At 36.8% G+C, this 19,865-nt stretch carries 17 protein-coding genes; 1 reads left to right on the forward strand and 16 read right to left on the reverse strand.

What is annotated here, in order from left to right; translation table 11 throughout:
• Positions 1-149: 149 nt before the first annotated feature.
• From IGK72_RS07710 to IGK72_RS07775, 14 genes are all read right to left on the reverse strand, one after another.
• Positions 150-557, reverse strand: coding sequence for a PTS sugar transporter subunit IIA (locus tag IGK72_RS07710; protein WP_002365775.1), 408 nt, complete (start codon positions 555-557; stop codon positions 150-152).
• Between the two features lie 19 nt (positions 558-576).
• Positions 577-1,386 (reverse strand): PTS system mannose/fructose/sorbose family transporter subunit IID, encoded by an 810-nt coding sequence (locus IGK72_RS07715; RefSeq protein ID WP_002357254.1) that lies wholly within the window; start codon positions 1,384-1,386, stop codon positions 577-579.
• Positions 1,373-2,272 carry a PTS mannose/fructose/sorbose/N-acetylgalactosamine transporter subunit IIC gene (locus tag IGK72_RS07720; RefSeq protein WP_002357253.1) on the reverse strand — a complete coding sequence of 300 codons (900 nt, stop codon included), beginning with the start codon at positions 2,270-2,272 and terminating at the stop codon, positions 1,373-1,375. Before IGK72_RS07720 ends, IGK72_RS07715 begins: the two co-directional genes overlap by 14 nt.
• A gap of 13 nt (positions 2,273-2,285) precedes the next feature.
• Positions 2,286-2,765, reverse strand: a complete 480-nt coding sequence (locus IGK72_RS07725) for a PTS system mannose/fructose/N-acetylgalactosamine-transporter subunit IIB (RefSeq protein WP_002361968.1) — start codon at positions 2,763-2,765, stop codon at positions 2,286-2,288.
• Complete coding sequence (locus IGK72_RS07730; protein ID WP_031324498.1) at positions 2,762-4,576, reverse strand: glycoside hydrolase family 35 protein; 1,815 nt, start codon at positions 4,574-4,576, stop codon at positions 2,762-2,764. The genes IGK72_RS07725 and IGK72_RS07730 overlap by 4 nt, the downstream gene beginning before the upstream one ends.
• A gap of 32 nt (positions 4,577-4,608) precedes the next feature.
• Positions 4,609-5,550 (reverse strand): hexose kinase, encoded by a 942-nt coding sequence (locus IGK72_RS07735; RefSeq protein WP_207623144.1) that lies wholly within the window; start codon positions 5,548-5,550, stop codon positions 4,609-4,611.
• 15 nt (positions 5,551-5,565) lie between these two features.
• Positions 5,566-6,561 carry a tagatose-bisphosphate aldolase gene (gene lacD / locus IGK72_RS07740; protein ID WP_002357245.1) on the reverse strand — a complete coding sequence of 332 codons (996 nt, stop codon included), beginning with the start codon at positions 6,559-6,561 and terminating at the stop codon, positions 5,566-5,568.
• Between the two features lie 22 nt (positions 6,562-6,583).
• Positions 6,584-7,756, reverse strand: coding sequence for an SIS domain-containing protein (agaS, locus tag IGK72_RS07745; protein WP_002357242.1), 1,173 nt, complete (start codon positions 7,754-7,756; stop codon positions 6,584-6,586).
• An 11-nt stretch (positions 7,757-7,767) separates the two neighbouring features.
• Positions 7,768-8,499, reverse strand: a complete 732-nt coding sequence (locus tag IGK72_RS07750) for a GntR family transcriptional regulator (protein ID WP_002360115.1) — start codon at positions 8,497-8,499, stop codon at positions 7,768-7,770.
• A gap of 385 nt (positions 8,500-8,884) precedes the next feature.
• Positions 8,885-9,787, reverse strand: a complete 903-nt coding sequence (locus IGK72_RS07755; protein ID WP_023895629.1) for a glycosyltransferase family 8 protein — start codon at positions 9,785-9,787, stop codon at positions 8,885-8,887.
• Positions 9,777-10,622 carry a glycosyltransferase family 8 protein gene (locus IGK72_RS07760; protein ID WP_165548494.1) on the reverse strand — a complete coding sequence of 282 codons (846 nt, stop codon included), beginning with the start codon at positions 10,620-10,622 and terminating at the stop codon, positions 9,777-9,779. Before IGK72_RS07760 ends, IGK72_RS07755 begins: the two co-directional genes overlap by 11 nt.
• Positions 10,623-11,122: 500 nt before the next feature.
• Positions 11,123-13,183: an LTA synthase family protein gene (locus tag IGK72_RS07765; RefSeq protein WP_023895627.1), complete on the reverse strand. Its 2,061-nt coding sequence runs from the start codon at positions 13,181-13,183 to the stop codon at positions 11,123-11,125.
• Positions 13,184-13,224: 41 nt separating this feature from the next.
• The gene (locus tag IGK72_RS07770) at positions 13,225-14,613 is read right to left on the reverse strand and encodes an MFS transporter (RefSeq protein WP_010774631.1); all 1,389 of its coding nucleotides are present in this window, start codon (positions 14,611-14,613) and stop codon (positions 13,225-13,227) included.
• A 381-nt stretch (positions 14,614-14,994) separates the two neighbouring features.
• Positions 14,995-15,849, reverse strand: coding sequence for a LysR family transcriptional regulator (locus tag IGK72_RS07775; protein ID WP_023895626.1), 855 nt, complete (start codon positions 15,847-15,849; stop codon positions 14,995-14,997).
• Between the two features lie 391 nt (positions 15,850-16,240).
• On the opposite strand from IGK72_RS07775, the gene IGK72_RS07780 reads away from it, so the two are divergent.
• A complete protein-coding gene (locus tag IGK72_RS07780) occupies positions 16,241-17,071 on the forward strand; it encodes an MBL fold metallo-hydrolase (protein WP_002380389.1) in 831 nt (276 codons plus the stop codon).
• A 147-nt stretch (positions 17,072-17,218) separates the two neighbouring features.
• Here the strand turns inward: IGK72_RS07780 and sprE are convergent, their stop codons facing one another.
• Positions 17,219-18,073: a serine proteinase SprE gene (sprE, locus tag IGK72_RS07785; RefSeq protein WP_010820883.1), complete on the reverse strand. Its 855-nt coding sequence runs from the start codon at positions 18,071-18,073 to the stop codon at positions 17,219-17,221.
• A gap of 48 nt (positions 18,074-18,121) precedes the next feature.
• Positions 18,122-19,654 (reverse strand): M4 family metallopeptidase coccolysin, encoded by a 1,533-nt coding sequence (gene gelE / locus IGK72_RS07790; protein ID WP_002374632.1) that lies wholly within the window; start codon positions 19,652-19,654, stop codon positions 18,122-18,124.
• Positions 19,655-19,865: the final 211 nt, after the last annotated feature.

Genomic DNA, 19,865 nt, shown 5'->3' on the forward strand with positions numbered 1-19,865 from the left:
CTGATAAATCAGCCCCCTAACATTTTTGAACACGCTTTCATTATTAACAATTAAAGGGGCGTTCCAAAAATAAATTCTTTTATTTTTGGAACGTCCATCTCTAAATCATTCTCTTAAAAACTTTAATTACTTACGACAACAAGTCAGAATTATTCATCCTCATCATCTACTGCAACATTTAGCAGCAATTCGTTGACTTTCACAATACTTTCTGCTGATTCCTTAACATAGTCACCTTCAATCGCTAATAAATTTGCATTTACATAGCTGATAACCATCGGTAAATTCATCCCAGTATATAAGTCAAACGAAGCACCTTGCATAATTTTTTTGGATAAAATATTACAAGGTGTTCCCCCTAATAGATCAGCAAAGACAACAAAATCTTCTAACGATTCCGTAATCGCTTCAAATTTTTCTAAAAAGTCAGCTTCACCTTCTTCTGGTAATAAAGCAACAGTGGAAATTGTTTCTTGCGGTCCCATAATCATCTCCGCACTTTTTTTCAATTCCTCGCAAAAACGGCCATGACTTACTAAAACTAAATGTTCACTCATCGATTTTCTCCTGTCTTACTTATTTTGAAATAACACCTAACGCAGACAATGCGACACAGACAATTAATACGATAAAAATGGCTTTAGTAGACGTCATATTCTTTTTACCTAGCATCCAATAAACGCCACCGACAATTCCTGCAGGAAGTAGACGTGGTAAAATCATATCCAAGTTATTTTGCATGTTAAGTGTTACATCCCCAATACTTGGTGCCCATGATAGTTTGACATTAACCATTGTTGCCACTAAAGCGCCAACCATGAAGACCCCTAGTAAAGTTGCAGCATCTGTTAAGGCAGTTAAGCGGTGTTGCATAGTTGTTACCAAAGAAATTCCTTCGCGATACGCAAATTCCAATTGTTTCCAACGGAAGACCATCACGGCAATTTGAGCAACAATCCAGATAAAGATACCAGTTGGGTTACCATTAATCGCCATGTTAGCAGCTAGCGCCCCAAAAATAGTTGGAATTAAAGCTGCGAAAATTGAATCCCCAATTGCTGCAAACGGTCCCATTAAACCAGTTTTCAAACCTGAAACTGTTTGTTTTCCAGCAATGCCTTCTTTTTCTTCAATGGCTAAATCGATCCCTGTAATAATCGTATTAAAGAAGTTTGAAGTATTGAAAAATTGCGTGTGTGTTTTCATCACTTCTTTTAATTCAGGCGTATCATCCCCATAAATTTTACGCAATTGTGGCAAAATCGTATACAAGTAACCTGATCCTTGCATTCTTTCGTAGTTCCAACCTAATTGGAAAGTAAACAAGCTTCTGCGATTAATTTGTTTAAAGTCTTCTTTCGTCAATTTATAATTAGATTTCGTCATCTTCAATCTCTCCTTCGTCTGAATCATTCGCTGCATGTTCTTTTTTGGCTGCTGGTCCACTCGGAATCATTTGGCCATTTTTGTAGCTAATTGCGGCTAAAGCGAAACCAATTAAAGCGACTGCTAACATTGGTAGTGCGTTAAATACACCACTGAAGTCTTTCACAACGCTCGCAACAGATGTTCCTAAAAGTTGCATGTTTGTAAAGATTGTTCCTAGTAAAGCAGTTACAGTGAAACCAAGAATTAAATAAGGGAAATGTTTTTTCACTGGTAAGTAACGTAGTAAAATTGCAAAACCGACCGCTGGTAAGACCGCCCCAGCAACAGACAAGCCATCACCTAACCATTTCAAATCGCCATTTAGGACAGATACAACTTTTTGTACTAAACCACCACCAAAAGCAAGTGCTAAGAAGACTGGAATCATTCGAGAAAGAGACCAAGGTAAGGCACCCATTAAGAAGTTACGTTCAATTCCTTTGTAGTTCATATCTTCGACCATTTTATCAATCCGATGTGCAAAGTAGGTATTCGCAAAACGAGCCAAAATGTCTAATTGAATCATTAAACTAGCAACTGGTACTGCAATAGCAGCGATTGCTTGTTCAGGGTTCATTCCTAAAGACACAGAAAATGCTGTGGCAAGAATCGTGCCTGAGTTAGCATCAATTTTGGAGGCACCCCCGAAAGTCCCAACTCCTAATACAGTTAATTGCATGCTTCCACCAATAATAAGTCCTGCTTTAATATCCCCCATCACTAATCCTGCAAAAAGACCTGCAAACACTGGCGCACTTAATGAAGAATAAATTTGTAATTCATCTAAAATTTGGTATCCTGCGTATAATGTTAATAATAAGATCTGCCACCATAAGATATTCATTTTTTGTTCCCTCCTATTTTGTTATCAAACTCATAAAGTCTTCCGCTTTGTCACTTGGCACCATTTGAGCAATCAGATGGACACCTTTAGCATTTAACTCTTTAAAAACCTCAATATCTTGATCGACCACATTGATTGACTTAGTAATCGACCGTGTTTCGTTTGTTTGAGACATGTTCCCAACATTGATTTCTTTAATCGGCACCCCAAGTTCTACTAGTTTTAATAAACGATCTGGTTTCCGTACCACAATTAATAAACGTTGTGAGTCGTATTTTCCTGCTAAAATATTTTGAGCAGCTTTTTCAACTGGTAACACGCTTAGTTTCACGCCAGCTGGTGTTGCTAATTTCAAGCCACTTTTTTCAATGGCATTCCCTGCAACCTCATCATCAACGACCATAATTCTGGAAATATTCAATTTTGTCGCCCATAAATTTGCCACTTGTCCATGAATCAAACGTCCATCAATTCTTACGCCAATAATACTCATTGTAATCCCTCTTTCATTTCTTTATATAGTGGTTCTTTTACTAACTGAATTTCTGGTTGGTACGTTCCTTCCGTTTCAAAAATGACGATCTCATTTTGCCCTTCTTTTAATAATCCTTTGGGAATATATAAGGAAAGCGTCGGACCAACATTCCAGAAACGACCAAGATTGGTTTGGTTAACAAAAACAATTCCTTTGCCGAATTTAGAAACATCAATAAATGTATCTTTCACTTCTGCTAACTCCATATGATACTGGTAAAAGCTTGGTTGATCAGGTTGCCATTCTCTTGAATAGTCTACCTGTTCACAGCTTGTCATAGGTAAACAATATTGTTGCCATTGCGTCATAAAATGTAAATCTGCCATGACACCCGTTCGAATCCCTTTTTTCTGAGTATCTGCAAATAATTTGTGCCCGTAATTGACACGACCCATATTTTCCATTAAAACATCGATTTGATTATTCTCTTGCGGCAGTGTAACGTAAATATCTTCGCCGATTTCCGTTTGATATTGCGTTGCTTGATGTATCTGATTGACAAATAGTTGCAGACGATCACGACCGTCAATCACTCTTAGCTTTTCTTCTGCAGCATCTTTTTCAATGCTTGTTCGGTAAAGAAGATAGCCGGTATTTTGTTCTAATTGTTCCATGGTTTGCGGATAAACGCTGACCACTGGCTGACTAATCGTTTCTAAAGTCGCAAACAAACTCACTTTGTTGGTTAAAGGAATTGCTGTTTGCGCAAAAGAATCTTTTACTAATGGTTCAGCTTGTGGTAACGCAGGGTACTCTTCGTGAAGCATTTTTTGTAACGCGAAATACTTTTCGGTTGGGTTCCCTTGTTCATCAAGTGGCGCATCATAATCATAGGAAGTGATTTGTGGTAAATCAATGGTTCCTCGTGCGGAGCAGCCATTCATAAACCCAAAATTGGTGCCGCCATGAAACATATATAAGTTGATACTGCCTAATGCTAATGCTTCTCTAACTGATTCAGCCAATTCTTGCGGATCTCGTTTAATAATTGGCTCTTTCCAACGATTAAACCAGCCATCCCAAAATTCCATACACATTAACGGCCATTTTTTACCATGTTCTTCAAAAAAGGCTTGCATCATACCGAAATTTTCTTTGGCTTTTGAGCCAAAATTCCCAGTTACTAAAATATCATCTTCAATCATGCTGCCTGCCCGCAATGTTGCGCGCCATGGCCCGTCAGAAGTAAAAAATGGTGCTGTCACGCCACGTACAATCATCAAATCACGAATCGCCCGTAAATACGCTTTTTCTTCGCCAAATGAACCATATTCGTTTTCGATTTGAATCATTAAAATATTGCCACCGTTAGCAAGTTGATGCGGAACAATTTTTTCCATTAAAACATCATAATATTCCGCAACATGCTTCAGATAGGTTGGATTATTCGAACGCATCCGTCCTGGTTCATTTAATAGCCAAGCTGGAAAACCACCAAACTCCCATTCTGCACAAATATAAGGAGACGGCCGCACAATCGCATATAGTCCAAGTTCTTGTGCTAATTTTAAAAAGCGCTCCAAATCTAATATTCCCTCAAAATGAAATGTTCCTTTTTGCGGTTCATGTAAATTCCATGGTACATATGTCTCAACTGTATTGAAGCCTAAAGCTTTCAAGTTATAAAGTGAATGATACCAATCTGAGGGATCTACACGAAAATAATGAATGGCGCCCGATAAAATTTTAAATGGTTGACCATTTAAAAGAAACTCCTCTTTAATTTCAAATCTGTCCACATTGCCACCCTTTCTAGTAAACGCTTTCAATTGCTGGATAATTGCTAAATAAAGAAAGCTCTTTATTTAGCAATTTCAACTACTTGGATGTTCATAAGATGTTTCTTCACGTTCTCTACGTCTACATGCCCAGTCGTTCTTTCTTGGGCATTAGCCATTCCAGCCGCCATGCCCCATTTTAGCAGTTCGGCAGCTGGTGCATCCTTGACTAGTCCATAGGCAAGACCAGCAATGGTTGCATCTCCTGAACCAACAGGATTTTTAGCTTGAATCGTTGGAATTTTTACACGATAGAATTGATCGTGATGTTTGGCAATTGCACCATCTTTTCCTAAAGATACGACAATCCATTCAATTCCAGCAAACATTGGTTTTGTTAAAGCTGTTTGCACAGCTGCTAATGGATTTTCTGAAAAATCTTGTCCTAGTAATCCTTCTAGTTCCTCTAAGTTAGGTTTAATTAAATACGGTTTCCATGGTCCTTGAAGAACTTGCCTTAAACTATCTCCAGAAGTATCTAGTAGTACTTTAACCTCTTGTGCGTGAGCTTTTTGAACTAATTCTTGATAAAAATTTGATGGTAATCCTTTCGCTAAACTGCCAGAAATTGTGACAATTTCTGCTTGCTTAATTAATTGATCGAAATTTTCAAGGAAGTTACTGATTTCTTCTGGGGAAACAGTCGGTCCAGCTTCTAAAATTTCAGTTTGATTCCCTTCGTGCAAAATCGCAATCGAATCACGCGTTTCTTCTTTGATTGACGTAAATGCTTGGGGGATGTTTGCTTTCTTTAACTCGTTTGCAATAAACGCCCCATGAAAACCACCAAGAACGCCGGTAGCGATAACATCTCCACCTAAATCATGTATAACGCGAGTGACATTTAATCCTTTGCCACCAGGGGTTTTGGTCACCTGACTGGTCCGATTAACGGTATCAAGCTTTAGATGATCTAATAGGTAGGAGATGTCAATTGACGGATTCATTGTTACTGTTACTATCACAGCTATGCCTCCCAATTACCCTTCGTTTACTTGAACTTTCGCATGCCAAGAGCTGGCGGTTGCTGCGATGACTTCATTTAAACTTTCAATGTTTTCTCGGCCTTCTGTTTTTAACCAATCACAAGCCGCAGTTTCTCCTGCTTCAACGAAAGGTTTCACGCCATTTTTCCACGTAGCACGGCCACATAAAACACCATTAAATGTTGAACCAGCTTCTTTAGCGAAACGTAGTGTTTCTTGGAATAGCTCTGTTGAGACACCGGCACTTAAAAAGATAAATGGTAAATCAGTGGCTTGACTTTGTTCTAAGAAATAATTCGCCGCTTCCTCTTTTGTATACGCTGTTTCAGCCGGCGCAAAACCTTCTACAAAATTCATATTAACTGGAACTTCCACTTTCAATACATCTACTTTATATTGGGGTTTAGAAAATTCTTTCATCATTTCATTCACTTTATGCGGTTTAACTTTTGCATATTCTAAAGAAGTCGCATCTGCTATTTGTGCATCATAAGAAACTAATTCTAAGTAAAATGGTAGGTCTTCTTCTGCACATTCACTTCCTAAGCGTTCAATGAATACATGTTTTTGATGATTGATTTCTGGATCCTCATCCACATCATAGTATAGTAAAAATTTAATCGCATCTGCGCCTTCTTCTTTCAAGCGTAAAACAGACCAATCTGCTAGTAAATCAGGCAATCGTCCCGGAGTTGTTGCATCATAGCCCGTTTTTTCATAAGCGAGTAACAATCCAGCCTCGGTATCGCGTGCTTTTGCAGCAGGCAATCCATATTCAGGATCCAATAAAATGGCGGACGCATAAGGTGTCAATTCTTTCGAGACTAATTCTTTAAACGTTTCAATTTGTGCATCAGTTGGCTCTACATCTAGCGCTTTGATCATTTTTTTCAAGGCACCTCGTTGATCAATGGCTAATGCGCTAATGATTCCTTCTTGGGTTGACAAACGATCCATTGCCGCTTTTTTTCCAGCTGTTAACGTAAGCATAGTTCCTCCTCCAAATGTTGTATTATTTATAGTCATAAATCGTTACGCCTTTAACCACACGATTCACTGTACCTGTCGGTGAAGGGGTATCCGGTTTATTTCCAACTTTAATAGATGTTAAAAGTGCGACTGTTTGGGCTACCATGATATCTGCTAATGCTAAATAGCCATCAGGTAATAGAGCAGTTTCTGCGGAATATTCAATAGTTGAACCTGAGAAATTACGTTTGCCAGGTTGAGCAATCGCAAAAACACCCGCCGCAATTTCGTCACCGTGAACTTCTTCTAAGATATCCAAGTCGTAATCTCTTGTGTATGGCGTATTATTAACAAAACCAAACATTATTGTTTTTTCATTAATAAATGATTTTGGTCCATGACGGAAGCCCATAGAAGAGTCAAAAATTGTGGCAACTTTGCCGGCTGTTAGTTCTAAAATTTTCAATTGCGCTTCTCTTGTCAAACCAGCTAAACTTCCAGAACCAACATAAACAATTCGTTCAAAATCAAGGTTAACAATTTCATTTAATTCTTCTTCACGGGATAGCACTTCTTCACCTAATTTAATTAGAGCGGTTACATAATCTTGTTTTTGCTCAAAGGCTGTTTGATCAAAGAGTAGTAATGTACCCAAGGTCATGCAAGAAAAGCTACCAGTCATCGCAAAACCACCATCATTGGAACGTGTTGGCATTAAGAATAAAAAGCTGTTTTCTTCTTTTTGGCTTATTTGTGCCAGTTGTCCTTCTTCAGCACAAGTAATCGCTAAATGATGAATTGTTTCAACCACTTGATTAGCTACTTCAACTGCCGCTAAACTTTCAGGACTATTTCCACTTCTTGCAAACGAAACTAACAGTGTTGGTTCGTCTTTAATCAGATAATCTTCTGGTTTGGCCACAATATCCGTTGTCCCAATACTTTCGAATGAAAAGGCTTGTGTGTCGCCGTGTGCTCGGAGATAAGGTACAACCGTATCACCGACATATTGTGAAGTCCCTGCTCCTGTAAAAATTACTCTTGTGCGTTTTCCTTGCGCTTTGGCTTGGACTTCTTTTAAAAAGTTTTCCAAAGCTGTTTGATTTTCATGATAAAGTGTCACGGTTTCTTGCCAAAGCTCAGGTTGCTGACGAATTTCACGTGTCGTGATTTCCGCTCCTAGTTGTTCTAGTTCTTCTTTTTCTGCTGTAAACATACTTAACTCTCCTAACTATTCCGAATATGGCGTATCTGATAATGAAATTGATCTGCTCGCGCCACACTCAACGTAAATTCAATAATTTCATTTTTCATGTTATATGTCTGGCGTGCTAAATGAAGGACTGGCGCTCCTTCTGGAATCATCAATAATTTGGCATCTTCTTTTGACGCAATGCTAGCGTATAATTCTTCATCAGCTAAACGAACGGTTTGCTTAAAATCTTCCGAAAATAGATCATATAATGGTTTGCTACGTAGTAATTGATCCGTGAGTGATAAGAAAAATTTCACAGGCAAGTATGTGTCTTCAACCATTAATGGCTCGTTATCAGCAATCCGCAACCGACTTAATTTAAAAACTGCCTCTCCTAACGAAAGATTCAAATGCTGACAAATAAATTTATCCGCTTCCAATTTTTCGAAGGATAATATACGGGTATGTGGTTTTCGACCCAGCCCTTTCATTTGTTCTGTAAAACTATATGCGCCAGCTAAATCAGCGGCCTCTTTTTTTATATCTGAAACAAATGTTCCTTTGCCATGACGACGATAGATGGAACCTCTATTTTCTAGTTCTTGTAGCGCTAACCGGACCGTCGTCCGACTCACTCCATATTGTGCAGTCAATTCACGTTCAGAGGGCAACTTGTCATGAGGAATCATGCATGTTTCGATTCGTTCCTGCAGCAAATCAACAAGTTGATGATACAAAGCTTTGTTTTTAAAGGCATTTTCCATAACTTTCTCCTTTACCCTAACTGGTTATAACCACAAACCAATAGTACGGTGGTTTTTTTTATTTTGTCAATAAAAAGTATTAATAAATATCTTCATACCGCTATAACCTTGAAATGACAACGTTTACATTTTTTTATTTTTCTTTATTGTAATATTTTTTTCCTAAAGAAATCATTTTTTTATAAAAAACCATCCTTAAATATGATACCAGTTGCTGGCTTTATTTTAAATAGACAAAAAAGAGTATGAGACAAAAATCACTTTAGATTTTTGTCTCATACTCAAAATCTGAAAAACAGTTCGATCCCGACTTCTTCGTTTCTATTGTTTGGTTCTGGCAACAACTAACAAGTAACTGATTTTACGAAATCCATGACAATATTCATTATTGAGCATATTCAATCCTTCTGCTAATTTTCGTATAAGATAAATATTGATTGAATGTGTTGACACAACGAAAGGCCGTCCTATTCGCATATTGATCATAATAACGCTTGGTATACCACTGAAATTCTTTCGTCCAAGGTTTGACATGACCAGTAAAGTGGATAATGGATGGTGCTCTTCTCGTTTCGTCATATTGTCTTTCTCCATAAATAGTTGGATGTTTTTTCGCTTTTGACAGAATATAGCCTTGGGCATTCCACTTAGGATGCAACAGGGTCCAACAGTCGTGTAAAACCGCATTCAATGCATCTTGATCATGGAAACGTAATTTATCTGGATTTTCTTCAATAAATCTTAAGACTTTAGTGGTTACATCTAAATTCAACCATTTTTTAACATCGATTAGCAACAAGCCTGAGTTAAAATAACACATAGATTCTGCAGGAATCGCCATTTTTTCCAAACGTTGATGGAACCCTGCATCTTCAACAGCGGCAATGATATTTTCACCTAAATCAACTGTCCATAATTTTGCGACATCATCTAAGGCAATCATGTCACAGTCCATATACAACAGCCGTTCGATCTGGCTTCCTCTAAACAGCTCTGGAATAGCAATCCTGTAGTAAGCTGTTTTGGGAATTCGTTCACTGGTTACAACATTTTTGAAAAAATGGGGGTTGATTTTTAAAAATGTTAACTCTGCATTGAGTTGGGTATGTTTAATCGTAAAGTACAATAGTTGCTTGCTTTCAAAATTGATATTGTCATCAATTACATAAAAATGAACAGCTGCCGCTGAAGGACTATTTTCTAAAATTGAAACAAACATAGCAGCAAGATGCGGTACAAAGTTGGTATTGCAACATGAGACAATCGCTAATTCTTTTCTATTTTCCATTTCTTGCACCTACTTTCTTTAACTTGTTTAGATAAAGAGCTGTATAAGGATGATTTTCTAACGTATTCCAGGGTTTATCGTGACCAGTAAAATGAATAATCGCTGGCTCTTGATTTCCCGCTGCATATAATTTTTGGTAAGCCTCATTAGGCGCTTCATGACGATTAAAAACTAAAGACGTCTGCATATTCCATCTTGGTTCTAAAGCTAGCCAATCTTCATAAAGAACGGCGTTTAAAGCATCTTGGTCATGATAAACTATGCGGTCCCCATTTTCTTCTAGATACTGAATTGTTTTTTGCGTGATTGCTTTCTCGTACCATCGGTCAATATCAATAATCATAACTCCTGAATTAAAATAATAATCGGAGGAATGGATGCCCAAACGTTTCAAGGCATATGCTTGACCAGGATCAATAACCGCGCCAATCGTTTGGTTCACTAATGGCGTATCATACAACTGGACAATATCATCTAAAACCAGCGTATCTGCATCTAAATAAAGAACCTTTTTATAGCTATATTTTTGTAAAAGTGACGGTAAAGAAATGCGTAAGTATGCGGTCGTTGTAATATGATCACTCACTAAAAAATTTTGATAGACTTCTTTGTCTGCTGTTAGAAATTCAACAGTCGCACTTTGTGAGATACTACTAACCGTTTCTCGGAGTGCTTTTTTGCTAGATAGCGACAGCCCATCATCAATCACATAAAAATGAACAGATCTCTCCGCATGACAATTTTCTAAAACAGTTGTCATCATTACATTCAAATAAGGAGCATAATTTTCGTCTGAAGCTGTCACAATTGGCACAATCTTCTGATTTTTTCTCATCAAAACCACTCTCCTCTTTTATTTTTATAGCTAAGTTACTATTCAGAATAGGCCCTGAAAAACTTATCTGCAAATCATATGCTCATTATTTTATAATATAATTATAATAAAAATATATTTTATGGCTATAAAATAATTTTGTTTTCCGTTAACAACTATTAAAAAAACAACATTTCTCTTACTTTATCCTCAAAAATACTATTTATTTAATACTTGTTTTACTAATTTTTTTATCTAAAAATTCGCCTGTTGTATTTTCTGTTGATGGTAATTTTAAAATGTACAGCAAAACTTAATATAAATTCTAAACTGACTTCTTACTCAATAAAAGAGCGAAAAAGCCTGGGACAAAAATCACTTTGGATTTTTGTTCCAGGCTCAAAACCTGATAAATGGCGGAAACAGAACCAATTGCTTCGAAAATAAACGACTCTGTTCTGACCTCTTTCACTTCATATATGATTCTCTTTCCCTTCCAAAAGTTATCCTTCTTAAATGATCTATGGCGTAGTCGGATAATTTTGGACTGTCGTTTGATTGCCATTTTGACTAAACAAGCTGGTTGATTGTGCATTTTTTTGTTTTTCTACTTCTAAGACTTTGTTTTTTTCAAAAGCCACATCATAGTTGTAGTCCTTTGGTTGCACTTCTTGGAATCCTTGTGGTTTATAAAAACGTAAAAGGTTTTCCTGATTTAATTTGTCAGATAAACTTAACGATTTTTTCACCCAATCGTTATCTTTCGTGACTTCTGCTTTTAAATCTGCTGGAACTTGGTCTAATTTTTTTCCTTGATTATTGTAGATTTCCCCACCTAGATACGAAAATTGAGGCGTTACAAAATCGCCATTTCTAAAAGGAACCACTTGTTTATATTGAGGAGATAAAAGGTCCGTGCCAAAATGGATATAATTTTTATCATTGACACCTAAAAGATGGTACAGTGTCGGTAAAACGTCAATTTCCCCACCATATTCGTGCATGATTTTCCCTTGCGTATAGCCTGGCATGTAAAACATCAAAGGTACTCTTTGCAATTGCGCATTGTCATAGTTTGTCCACGTTTTTGGATCGCGGTTGAAGGCTTTACATAAGTCCTTGTTGTTCGCATCTGAAATACCGAAGTGGTCACCATAAATAACAAAAATAGAATGATTGTATAAACTTGTTGTTTGCAAGTAATGGAAAAATTGTTCTAGCGATTGATCCAAATAGTGCGCTGTTCGAACATAATCATCCACAATCGAATTGCCTGTGTTCAATTTAGGAAACGGGAAGTTTTGGTCATCCGTATAATAAGGGGTATGATTGGTCACAGTTAAAAACTTCGCATAGAATGGCTGCTGTAAATGCTCAAGCTCACTAGCTGATTCACGCAACAATTGTTTATCTAAAATACCGTAACCTAGCATTTTGTCATCTTTTGAAAAATATGACCGATCAAAAAAGTATTGATAACCTAAGTTTTTATACACATGGTCTCGATTCCAAAAACTCCCCACATTCCCATGGAAAACAGCGGTTGTATAGCCTTTTTGTCCTAAAACTGCGGGAGCCGCTTCGAAAGTATTGTCTGATCCTAATTGTGTAAAAAGAGAGCCTTGCGGTAACCCGAATGTTCCTGTTTCCAACATGTTCTCCGCATCACTCGTTTTTCCTTGCCCTACTTCATGAAAGAAATTATCAAAACTGATTGTCGCTTTGTTTTGATAAAGCTGATTTAAAAACGGTGTAACCTCTTGGCCTTGGACTTTCATATTAATCAAAAATTGTTGAAAACTTTCTAAATGAATCACAAATATATTTTTCCCTTTGGCAATCCCGGCATACTGCGGATTAAGCGGTAAATTGTTTTGCTTGGTAAATTTCATGATTTCAGGTAATTCGTTTGAACTAGCTTCTGCTCTTACCTCATTTGACATGGCTGTTTTGACACCATCGATGGCTGTGAATGCATCCAAGCCAAGATATTTTACAATATAATTACGGTCAAAAATTCTTTGAAGCAATTGAGGACGATCGGTTTCGCTTAAAAATAAGTTAACCGAAAAGAGCAAGACACTTAAACAACTAATTGAGATTGCCAATCTTCTGTTGATAGGTTTGGTCATAAAGACTTGATGATTCCGTCGCTGTTTAAAAGAGTAAAATACCAAAACGAGCAGTACTAAAGTATCTAGCCAATAAAAGACATCGTGGACTCTCATTAAAGCAAGTAAATCACCAGAAATCCCTTCTGAAACTTTTGAAAAGCCAAAAACAGATTGGATGGTAATAAAGTCAGTGAATTCACGATAAAAAATAATATTCAAATATAAAATTAATGTATTTAAAACATTTAAAAGAGTTAAGCTAAGCATAAATGTTTTATGCTTTTTAAAATACAAACTAAAGCCAAATAATAACAGCGTAGTAGCAACTGGATTGAACCATAAAATTTCTCGTTGGAGACTGCCCTTAACGCCCAATGAGAAATCTAGGTAATACGCCAGAATCGTTTTTGCCCAAAAGAGTAAAACAAAAAATAAAAAGAGTCCTAATCGGTTATTTATTTTTTTCATCTAAGTTTGTCTTCCTTTCCCTTCAAAAAAATCTTGATTTGTTAAAAATAAAACCTAACTCTGCGCAATGACTTTTTCGCTAGCGGAGAATTGGATAAATAACTTAAAAAGATAATCGCAATGGCGCAACATCCAAATAAAAGCCATACGTTTGTAAAAGGTGTTCGAGTAAGCGAACTAGTAATAGGCTTTGTAATTAAAAGACTTGGTAGCGCAACCCCTAAAGAATTGCCAATTTGCTTACATGTCACCGCAATGGCTGCTGCCGTTCCTGACTGAGAAAGTGGCATTCCTTCAATCGCTGTAATGGTAATCGGCGAATTTAACATCCCAAACCCAATGCCTAAAAAGATATAAATAACAAATAAAATAATCATAGGCGTTGTTTTAGTTACAAATAATTGTAAAAAGCTAACAGCCAACATTGAAATACCACAAAGCATAATAGGACGTTTCGTCCCTATTCTCCCTACCATTTCGCCGGCTCTCGGTGCAACAAGAAAACTAACAAAAGCCAAAGGAATGGTTGATAAGCCAGCTTCCAACGGGCTGAAGCCTCTCATTTCTTGCAAATATAGCGTGTTTAAAAATAAATAGCCGTTATATATGATAAAGCCAAAAATAGCTAAAAAAGAAGCCGATGTAAATGGAATAGATAAAAAGAAACGCGGGTTGATTAACGGATTGTCAATGTTATATTCATAAATAAAGAAAATGGCAATGGCTAAGCAGCCGATTATCCCAGTACTTAAAATATCAGGCGCGAAAAGCCCTTTTCTAGGTAGTCCGATAATGGAATAGATAGAACTAAATAGAAAAAGAATCATCAATGCTTGACCAACAAAATCATTTTTCGCCGTTTTCTCTACTTTTGACTCTGGTACAAACTTTTGTGTAAGGATGATTGCCGCAGCAATGATCGGTACATTTACAAAAAAGACATACCGCCAGCTAAAATAAGAAACAATCAGTCCGCCAATAATCGGACCCATGCCTAAGGAAATCCCTGTAACAGAGCCCCACAAGCCAATTGCTTTCGCTCGTTCTAACTTTTCAGTAAATACCTGTGTAATAATAGACATTGCTACCGGATTTAACATAGAACCACCAATCCCTTGCAACATGCGAAACGCGATCAATTGCCCTGGGGTTTGCGAAATCCCACATAGGAAAGACGCTAAACCAAAACAGGCTAAGCCCAATTGAAGAACTCGTTTACGGCCAATTCGATCTGCTGTAGACCCAGACAACAATAATAAGGATGCTACCATTAAAGTGTACCCATCTGTTACCCACTGTAATGTAGACAGATTCGTGTGAAAATCACTTTGAATGGATGGTAACGCCACATTGACAACCGTAACATCCATGGTCACTACAAACAAACTCATGCAACAAGTATACAAAATAACTTTTTTTCTATCGATCATAAAAACAGTCCTTTCTAGCAACTACATAAAACAGGAAAAGCAACAATGACACTTAAACTTCTAACGACACAGTTATCGCAAGTACTCACGTATCAACAGTTCTTTATATTCCTTGCCATTTAGTTATTTTATATTTAAAAAAGTAAATCTTTAGATAGCCAAACTATACACCAGAACCCCTTTAAATTGAACCGTAATAGATACGATTTATCGATTCTTAAGTTATTAAATAATTGAACATTCTGTTCAGAAATATCGAACAGCCCCATAATTGAGCATCTCTTTTAAACAATGAACAACAAAAATAGCCTTATCCGCAGCAGAAGTAAATCTAAGCGAATAAAGCTATTTTTGGTAACTATTCCAAAGTAATTTTAATGGCTAAGTCTCTAGCAACTTTTGTAAAGTTGCCTTGATTTGACCAGGTTGGACAAAAACCGAACTGGAAACATTTCGGTATAAATAAAATTTTTGTTTTCGTTCAATCGGTAAAAAGAAGAGTTTAGAATCAATTTCCTGCAGTTGTTCTTTCCGAAGAGAGATTACCGCATAAACTCCTTTACCTTTTTCAATGAGACGAGTAAGCATCAATGTATCGTAGCAACAAACAAGCGGACTTGTTAATTGCAACATTTCTAGCACACTCTTGGTAGCTTCTAAATGATCTAAGTGATGAGGCAAAAATAGAAATGGATAGTTGGTCAAACAGGTGAAGCCTTCTTCCTCAATTTCTTGTTTAATTTCTCTTGAAACACAAAGATACATTTTTAGTTCAATTAATTGTTCTTTCTTTAAAACTGGACTATTCACATCTGCAGAAGTAATCACAAAATCCAACTCATGATTCTCCAATTTATTCAATAACTCAAACGATGAACCATGGTAACATTCCCAAAAACGATTCAGTTGATCCTCATTCTCTGTCACTTTATACATCAAGGACGTATTTCCAAAACCTAAACGCATCACTGGATTCTCAATCATTTCATGCAAATTAAGTTTCATTTTCTTGGCCTCGTTTAAAATGATATATACAGATTGGACGATTTTATCACCATAGGAATTTAACGTCAAAGAATTACCGTTACGGTCAAAAAGTAAATGGCCCAATTCACTTTCCAAATCTTTTAATGACGCACTTAAGGTTGATTTACTAACATGGAGTTCAGAGGCTGCTTTGGAAATACTATTATATTTTGCAATGGTATAAAAATATTCTAATTTTTCAATAGTCATCTTTTGTCATCCCTTTTATTCAAATTCATTTGCCCACGCAACCTGTTCAAAACACGCCTCACTCTTTATCAATAGCGTAGTTATTTTTGCTCTAATAAGCTATGTCCATCTTGTTATTTTTCTATAACTAATAGTAGATGAATATGAAAGTGCCTTTGGTAAAACTTTTTCTCGGAAATAGCATGAACATTCGCAACAAATTCAGCTTATTAAAAAAGGCGTCTAGCTTTTTCTATTTTACGCAAATTTACTTAAGAAATTCCATTTCAATTCTTTTCTAAAAAAGGTAAGATGGACACAACAAATGTTTCAGTTTCCATGCCCATTTACTTTAAAGTTCAGCGTTATCTACTAAGTATGAAGAATGTCAAAGAAAGGTTAGGTACTCCCAATGAAAATCAACTATTTAGGTACGGGTGCAGCAGAACGGATTCCAGGAATTTTTTGTAATTGTAAATTATGTAAGTACGCTCGAGAGAAAAAAGGACGAGAAATTCGTACACAAACTCAATTAATTATTGATGATGTCCTGCTGATTGATTTTCCAGGGGATTCTTATTTACACCTGTTGCAGTACGACTTGTGTTTTGCAGACTTTGACTCTTTACTAATCTCTCATTGGCATTCCGATCATTTTTACGGCGAGGATTTGGCTTATCGAATGTCTGGTTATGCATTAGATATTCCCAATCGTTTAACTGTTTACGGAAATGAAGCAGTTAAGACGTTTTATCAGCGCGCCTTTGATTTAGAAGGTCGCCAAGACGATACCCGATTACAGTATCAGATTATTCAGCCCTACAAATGTTTTACTATTGCGAACTATACGATTTATCCCCTTCCTGCACAACATGGAAATTTCAGTGAAGATTGTTTTATTTTCGTTATTGACGATGGTAAAGATGCTTTTTTATCCACCCATGATACAGGTTACTTTACGTCAGAAATGTTTGAATATCTTGAAAAGAGCCACTTACTTCTTAGTATTGTTTCTTTAGATTGTACTAGTCAAACAAACGAAACTGGCAATAGTCATATGAATTGGGAAGAAAATTTAAAATTAATTGCAGAATTAAAAGAAAGAAAACTCGTCACAGATAAAACGATTTACGTTGCCAACCATTTTTCTCACAATGGCGGCTTGTCTTATGCGGAGATGGCGGCTTTATCTCAAAAGCATGAAATCATTACGAGTTATGATGGGTTAGAAATACTAACTTAATCGGATTATTTGCCTTCTTTTCAGCACTATTATATGCTTTTAACCGATAATTACAAGGTACTTTTATCGTAACTTACACTATCTTAAAAAACAAAAATACTCGAGATTTCCTGTGATTCTGGAAATTCCGAGTATTTTTATGATTCTTTACGCTGCTAGCACAGCGGATAAACGTTTATTTTCTTCTTCATTCACTCGATTGACAATAAAGTTATAATTCACTTCATTTAGTCTTTGACCATGATTTCCTGTTTGCTTAATACCGCCATTGGAATGAACACCAACTACTTCAAACTGAGCATTATAGATTGGTGAACCAGATTGACCACCTGTTGTATCGATATCATAAAATAGTAATGGATTTTCTAAGTCTGTAAAGTTAGATGTAAACAAATCATTTTCATGAGACCATTGCGTGTGGTTTTTCTCACCTGGATAGCCTGATATTGTTACATGGGTATCTGAAGATTCAAACTTTTTCAAAACAAATGGCGTTAAAATTTCTCCCAACTCTGGGCCATCCGGACGATCATTTTGTTTGCCGACAGTCACGACCGCAATATCCGCATTCGGGGAAAAAGCTACATCAATCACTTTGAATTTGCCAAATGGTGTCGCACTGCCATCTCGACCTGGATAAAACCAAGCATCATCTTTGGCATTCGGATTTAATACTTTGGCATTCTTAAAACTTTCAGCCACATGATTATTGGTGACAATTGTATTAGTTCCAACAACAAAGCCTGTTCCTAAAGAAATATAGCTTGGTTTACTGGCAGGGGAAATGATTCTTCCGATTGACGCAAAAGGCGCTTCGGTTGTATCTGCCACTTCTTGTCTTCTGTCCTCAGGGTCCAGTAACGATCTTTTTTGTCGTGAATGACTTTCGGCAGGAACGATATACTCTTCTGCATTTGCAGACAAGCTAAAACCGGCGATCAAAGTTACTAAAATCAGAAACAAAAAACCAGCACTAATTTTTCGTATGGAGAACTTTTTCATAAGATTATGCCACTCCTTATCCATTTTTATTTAATTGGGGAATTTTTTTCATTCATTGACCAGAACAGATTCACTTGGTTGGTTTACCTGAATGTCCTCTTTAGCTCCGATTCCAGCAGAGTTAAAGGCTGCTGACACCACTGAAGCTGCTTCATCGCCATATTGAACTTTTGCAGCAGCAAGCATCGCATCACGAGCATCACTGAATTGTGCTTTAGGTGTTAAGTAATTTACTAACGAGCTGTAGAAAATAGTCTGTGCTTTTTCAATGCCTAAGTTCTGGATAATGGTGTAACCAATCCGATTAATAATTCCACTATTATAATGAACACCGCCTTGATCATAATAAGGCGTTCCTTTATACCGTGCTCGATCGTCGTATTGAGCCATGGTTTCTGGTTGTCCGTGTTTACTTGGCGTTTGTAAATTTCGAATACCTGTTTTTCGGTCAACACTCTGAGTATCCGCACCAATTTCTGGATTAGATGCACCCGAAATAATATAACCCATCAAATCAGAATAAGATTCATTCAACGCACCTGATTGTCCTAAATATTCTAAACCGGCAGTATGTTCCGTTACACCATGTGTCATTTCATGACCAACTACATCTAAAGAGGAAGCATACGTTTTTCCTGTTGGTGTACTTGTTTCACCATAACGCATTGCTTTTCCATCCCAAAAAGCATTGTCATAAGCATCTGGATGTTGTTCATCAACAACTGACAAGATGGGCATCCCTCGATCATCAATACTGTGTCGTTGGAAATGATCTTCATAATATGTTTTCACAAATTTTCCATGCGTATAGGCGTCAACAGCATTCTGATTTAATGCTGCTAGTGATGGCGCTTGAATAATAGAATAATTATTTTTGCCATCAACTACTGCATGGTAAACCCCTGTGTTATCCGTTCCGTGTAAAGCAATTCCCGTATTGCTTTTTTCAACTGGTACATTAAACGCTACTTGAAAAGAGTTTTTTAACGTTACTTCGCTACCGACATGTTCCGTTAAATCTTGTTTTTCCATAATTGTTCCATCTGTAGCGTTCACTTTATAAACCAATGATACGGGGTCACCAGTTGGTGAAGAAGTTACTCTGACTTTATAAAATAATTGCCCTTCATTATTTACACGTTTGTCAATAGCTAAAAAGACAAGATCTTTATTTTCTGGATTATCAGAAGCAATAATTTTTTTAACTCCTTCTTCACCGATTGCATCAACCGATTGAATTTTCACTACTTGATCAACTGGATTTCCTGTAACACTTGTTACTGCACCATTTTTATCTAAATGAATAATCACATTATCCGAATCAACAGTAACGCCTTCCGTTTGCTTTTCTAACTTAAGATGCTTCATCCCCCACGCATCTTCTTTTCGATCTACAACCGTATATTGTTCAGCAGCTGCCTCAGAAATTGCCTCCTTTTCCAACTTCGATAAAACTGTTGAAACTTCACTTTCTGAATAAACTTGTTCTTCTGCTGCTACAAAAAGTGAAGAAAATAGACATGAACTTCCAACAAAGATGCCTGTACCTAAAATGTATAAAATTTTATTTCCCTTCATCAAACGATTAACTCCTTCCCCAGTTTCCTTTTATTTCTTTTCCCAACAAAAGTATTGCTTTATCCTCCCTAATCTTTCCCGTTAAACGACCGCCCCTTTCCCTGCGTAAATATTTGTTGCTATTTTCATTATAGACAACTACCTAACCGGCACTATCTAAATTCCTTAATCAGCCGACATTTTTCCCTGTATTGCCCCTCATAACTCAATACCA

The sequence above is a fragment of the Enterococcus sp. DIV0183 genome (genome assembly GCF_050541505.1).
GTDB classification, from domain to species: domain Bacteria; phylum Bacillota; class Bacilli; order Lactobacillales; family Enterococcaceae; genus Enterococcus; species Enterococcus faecalis.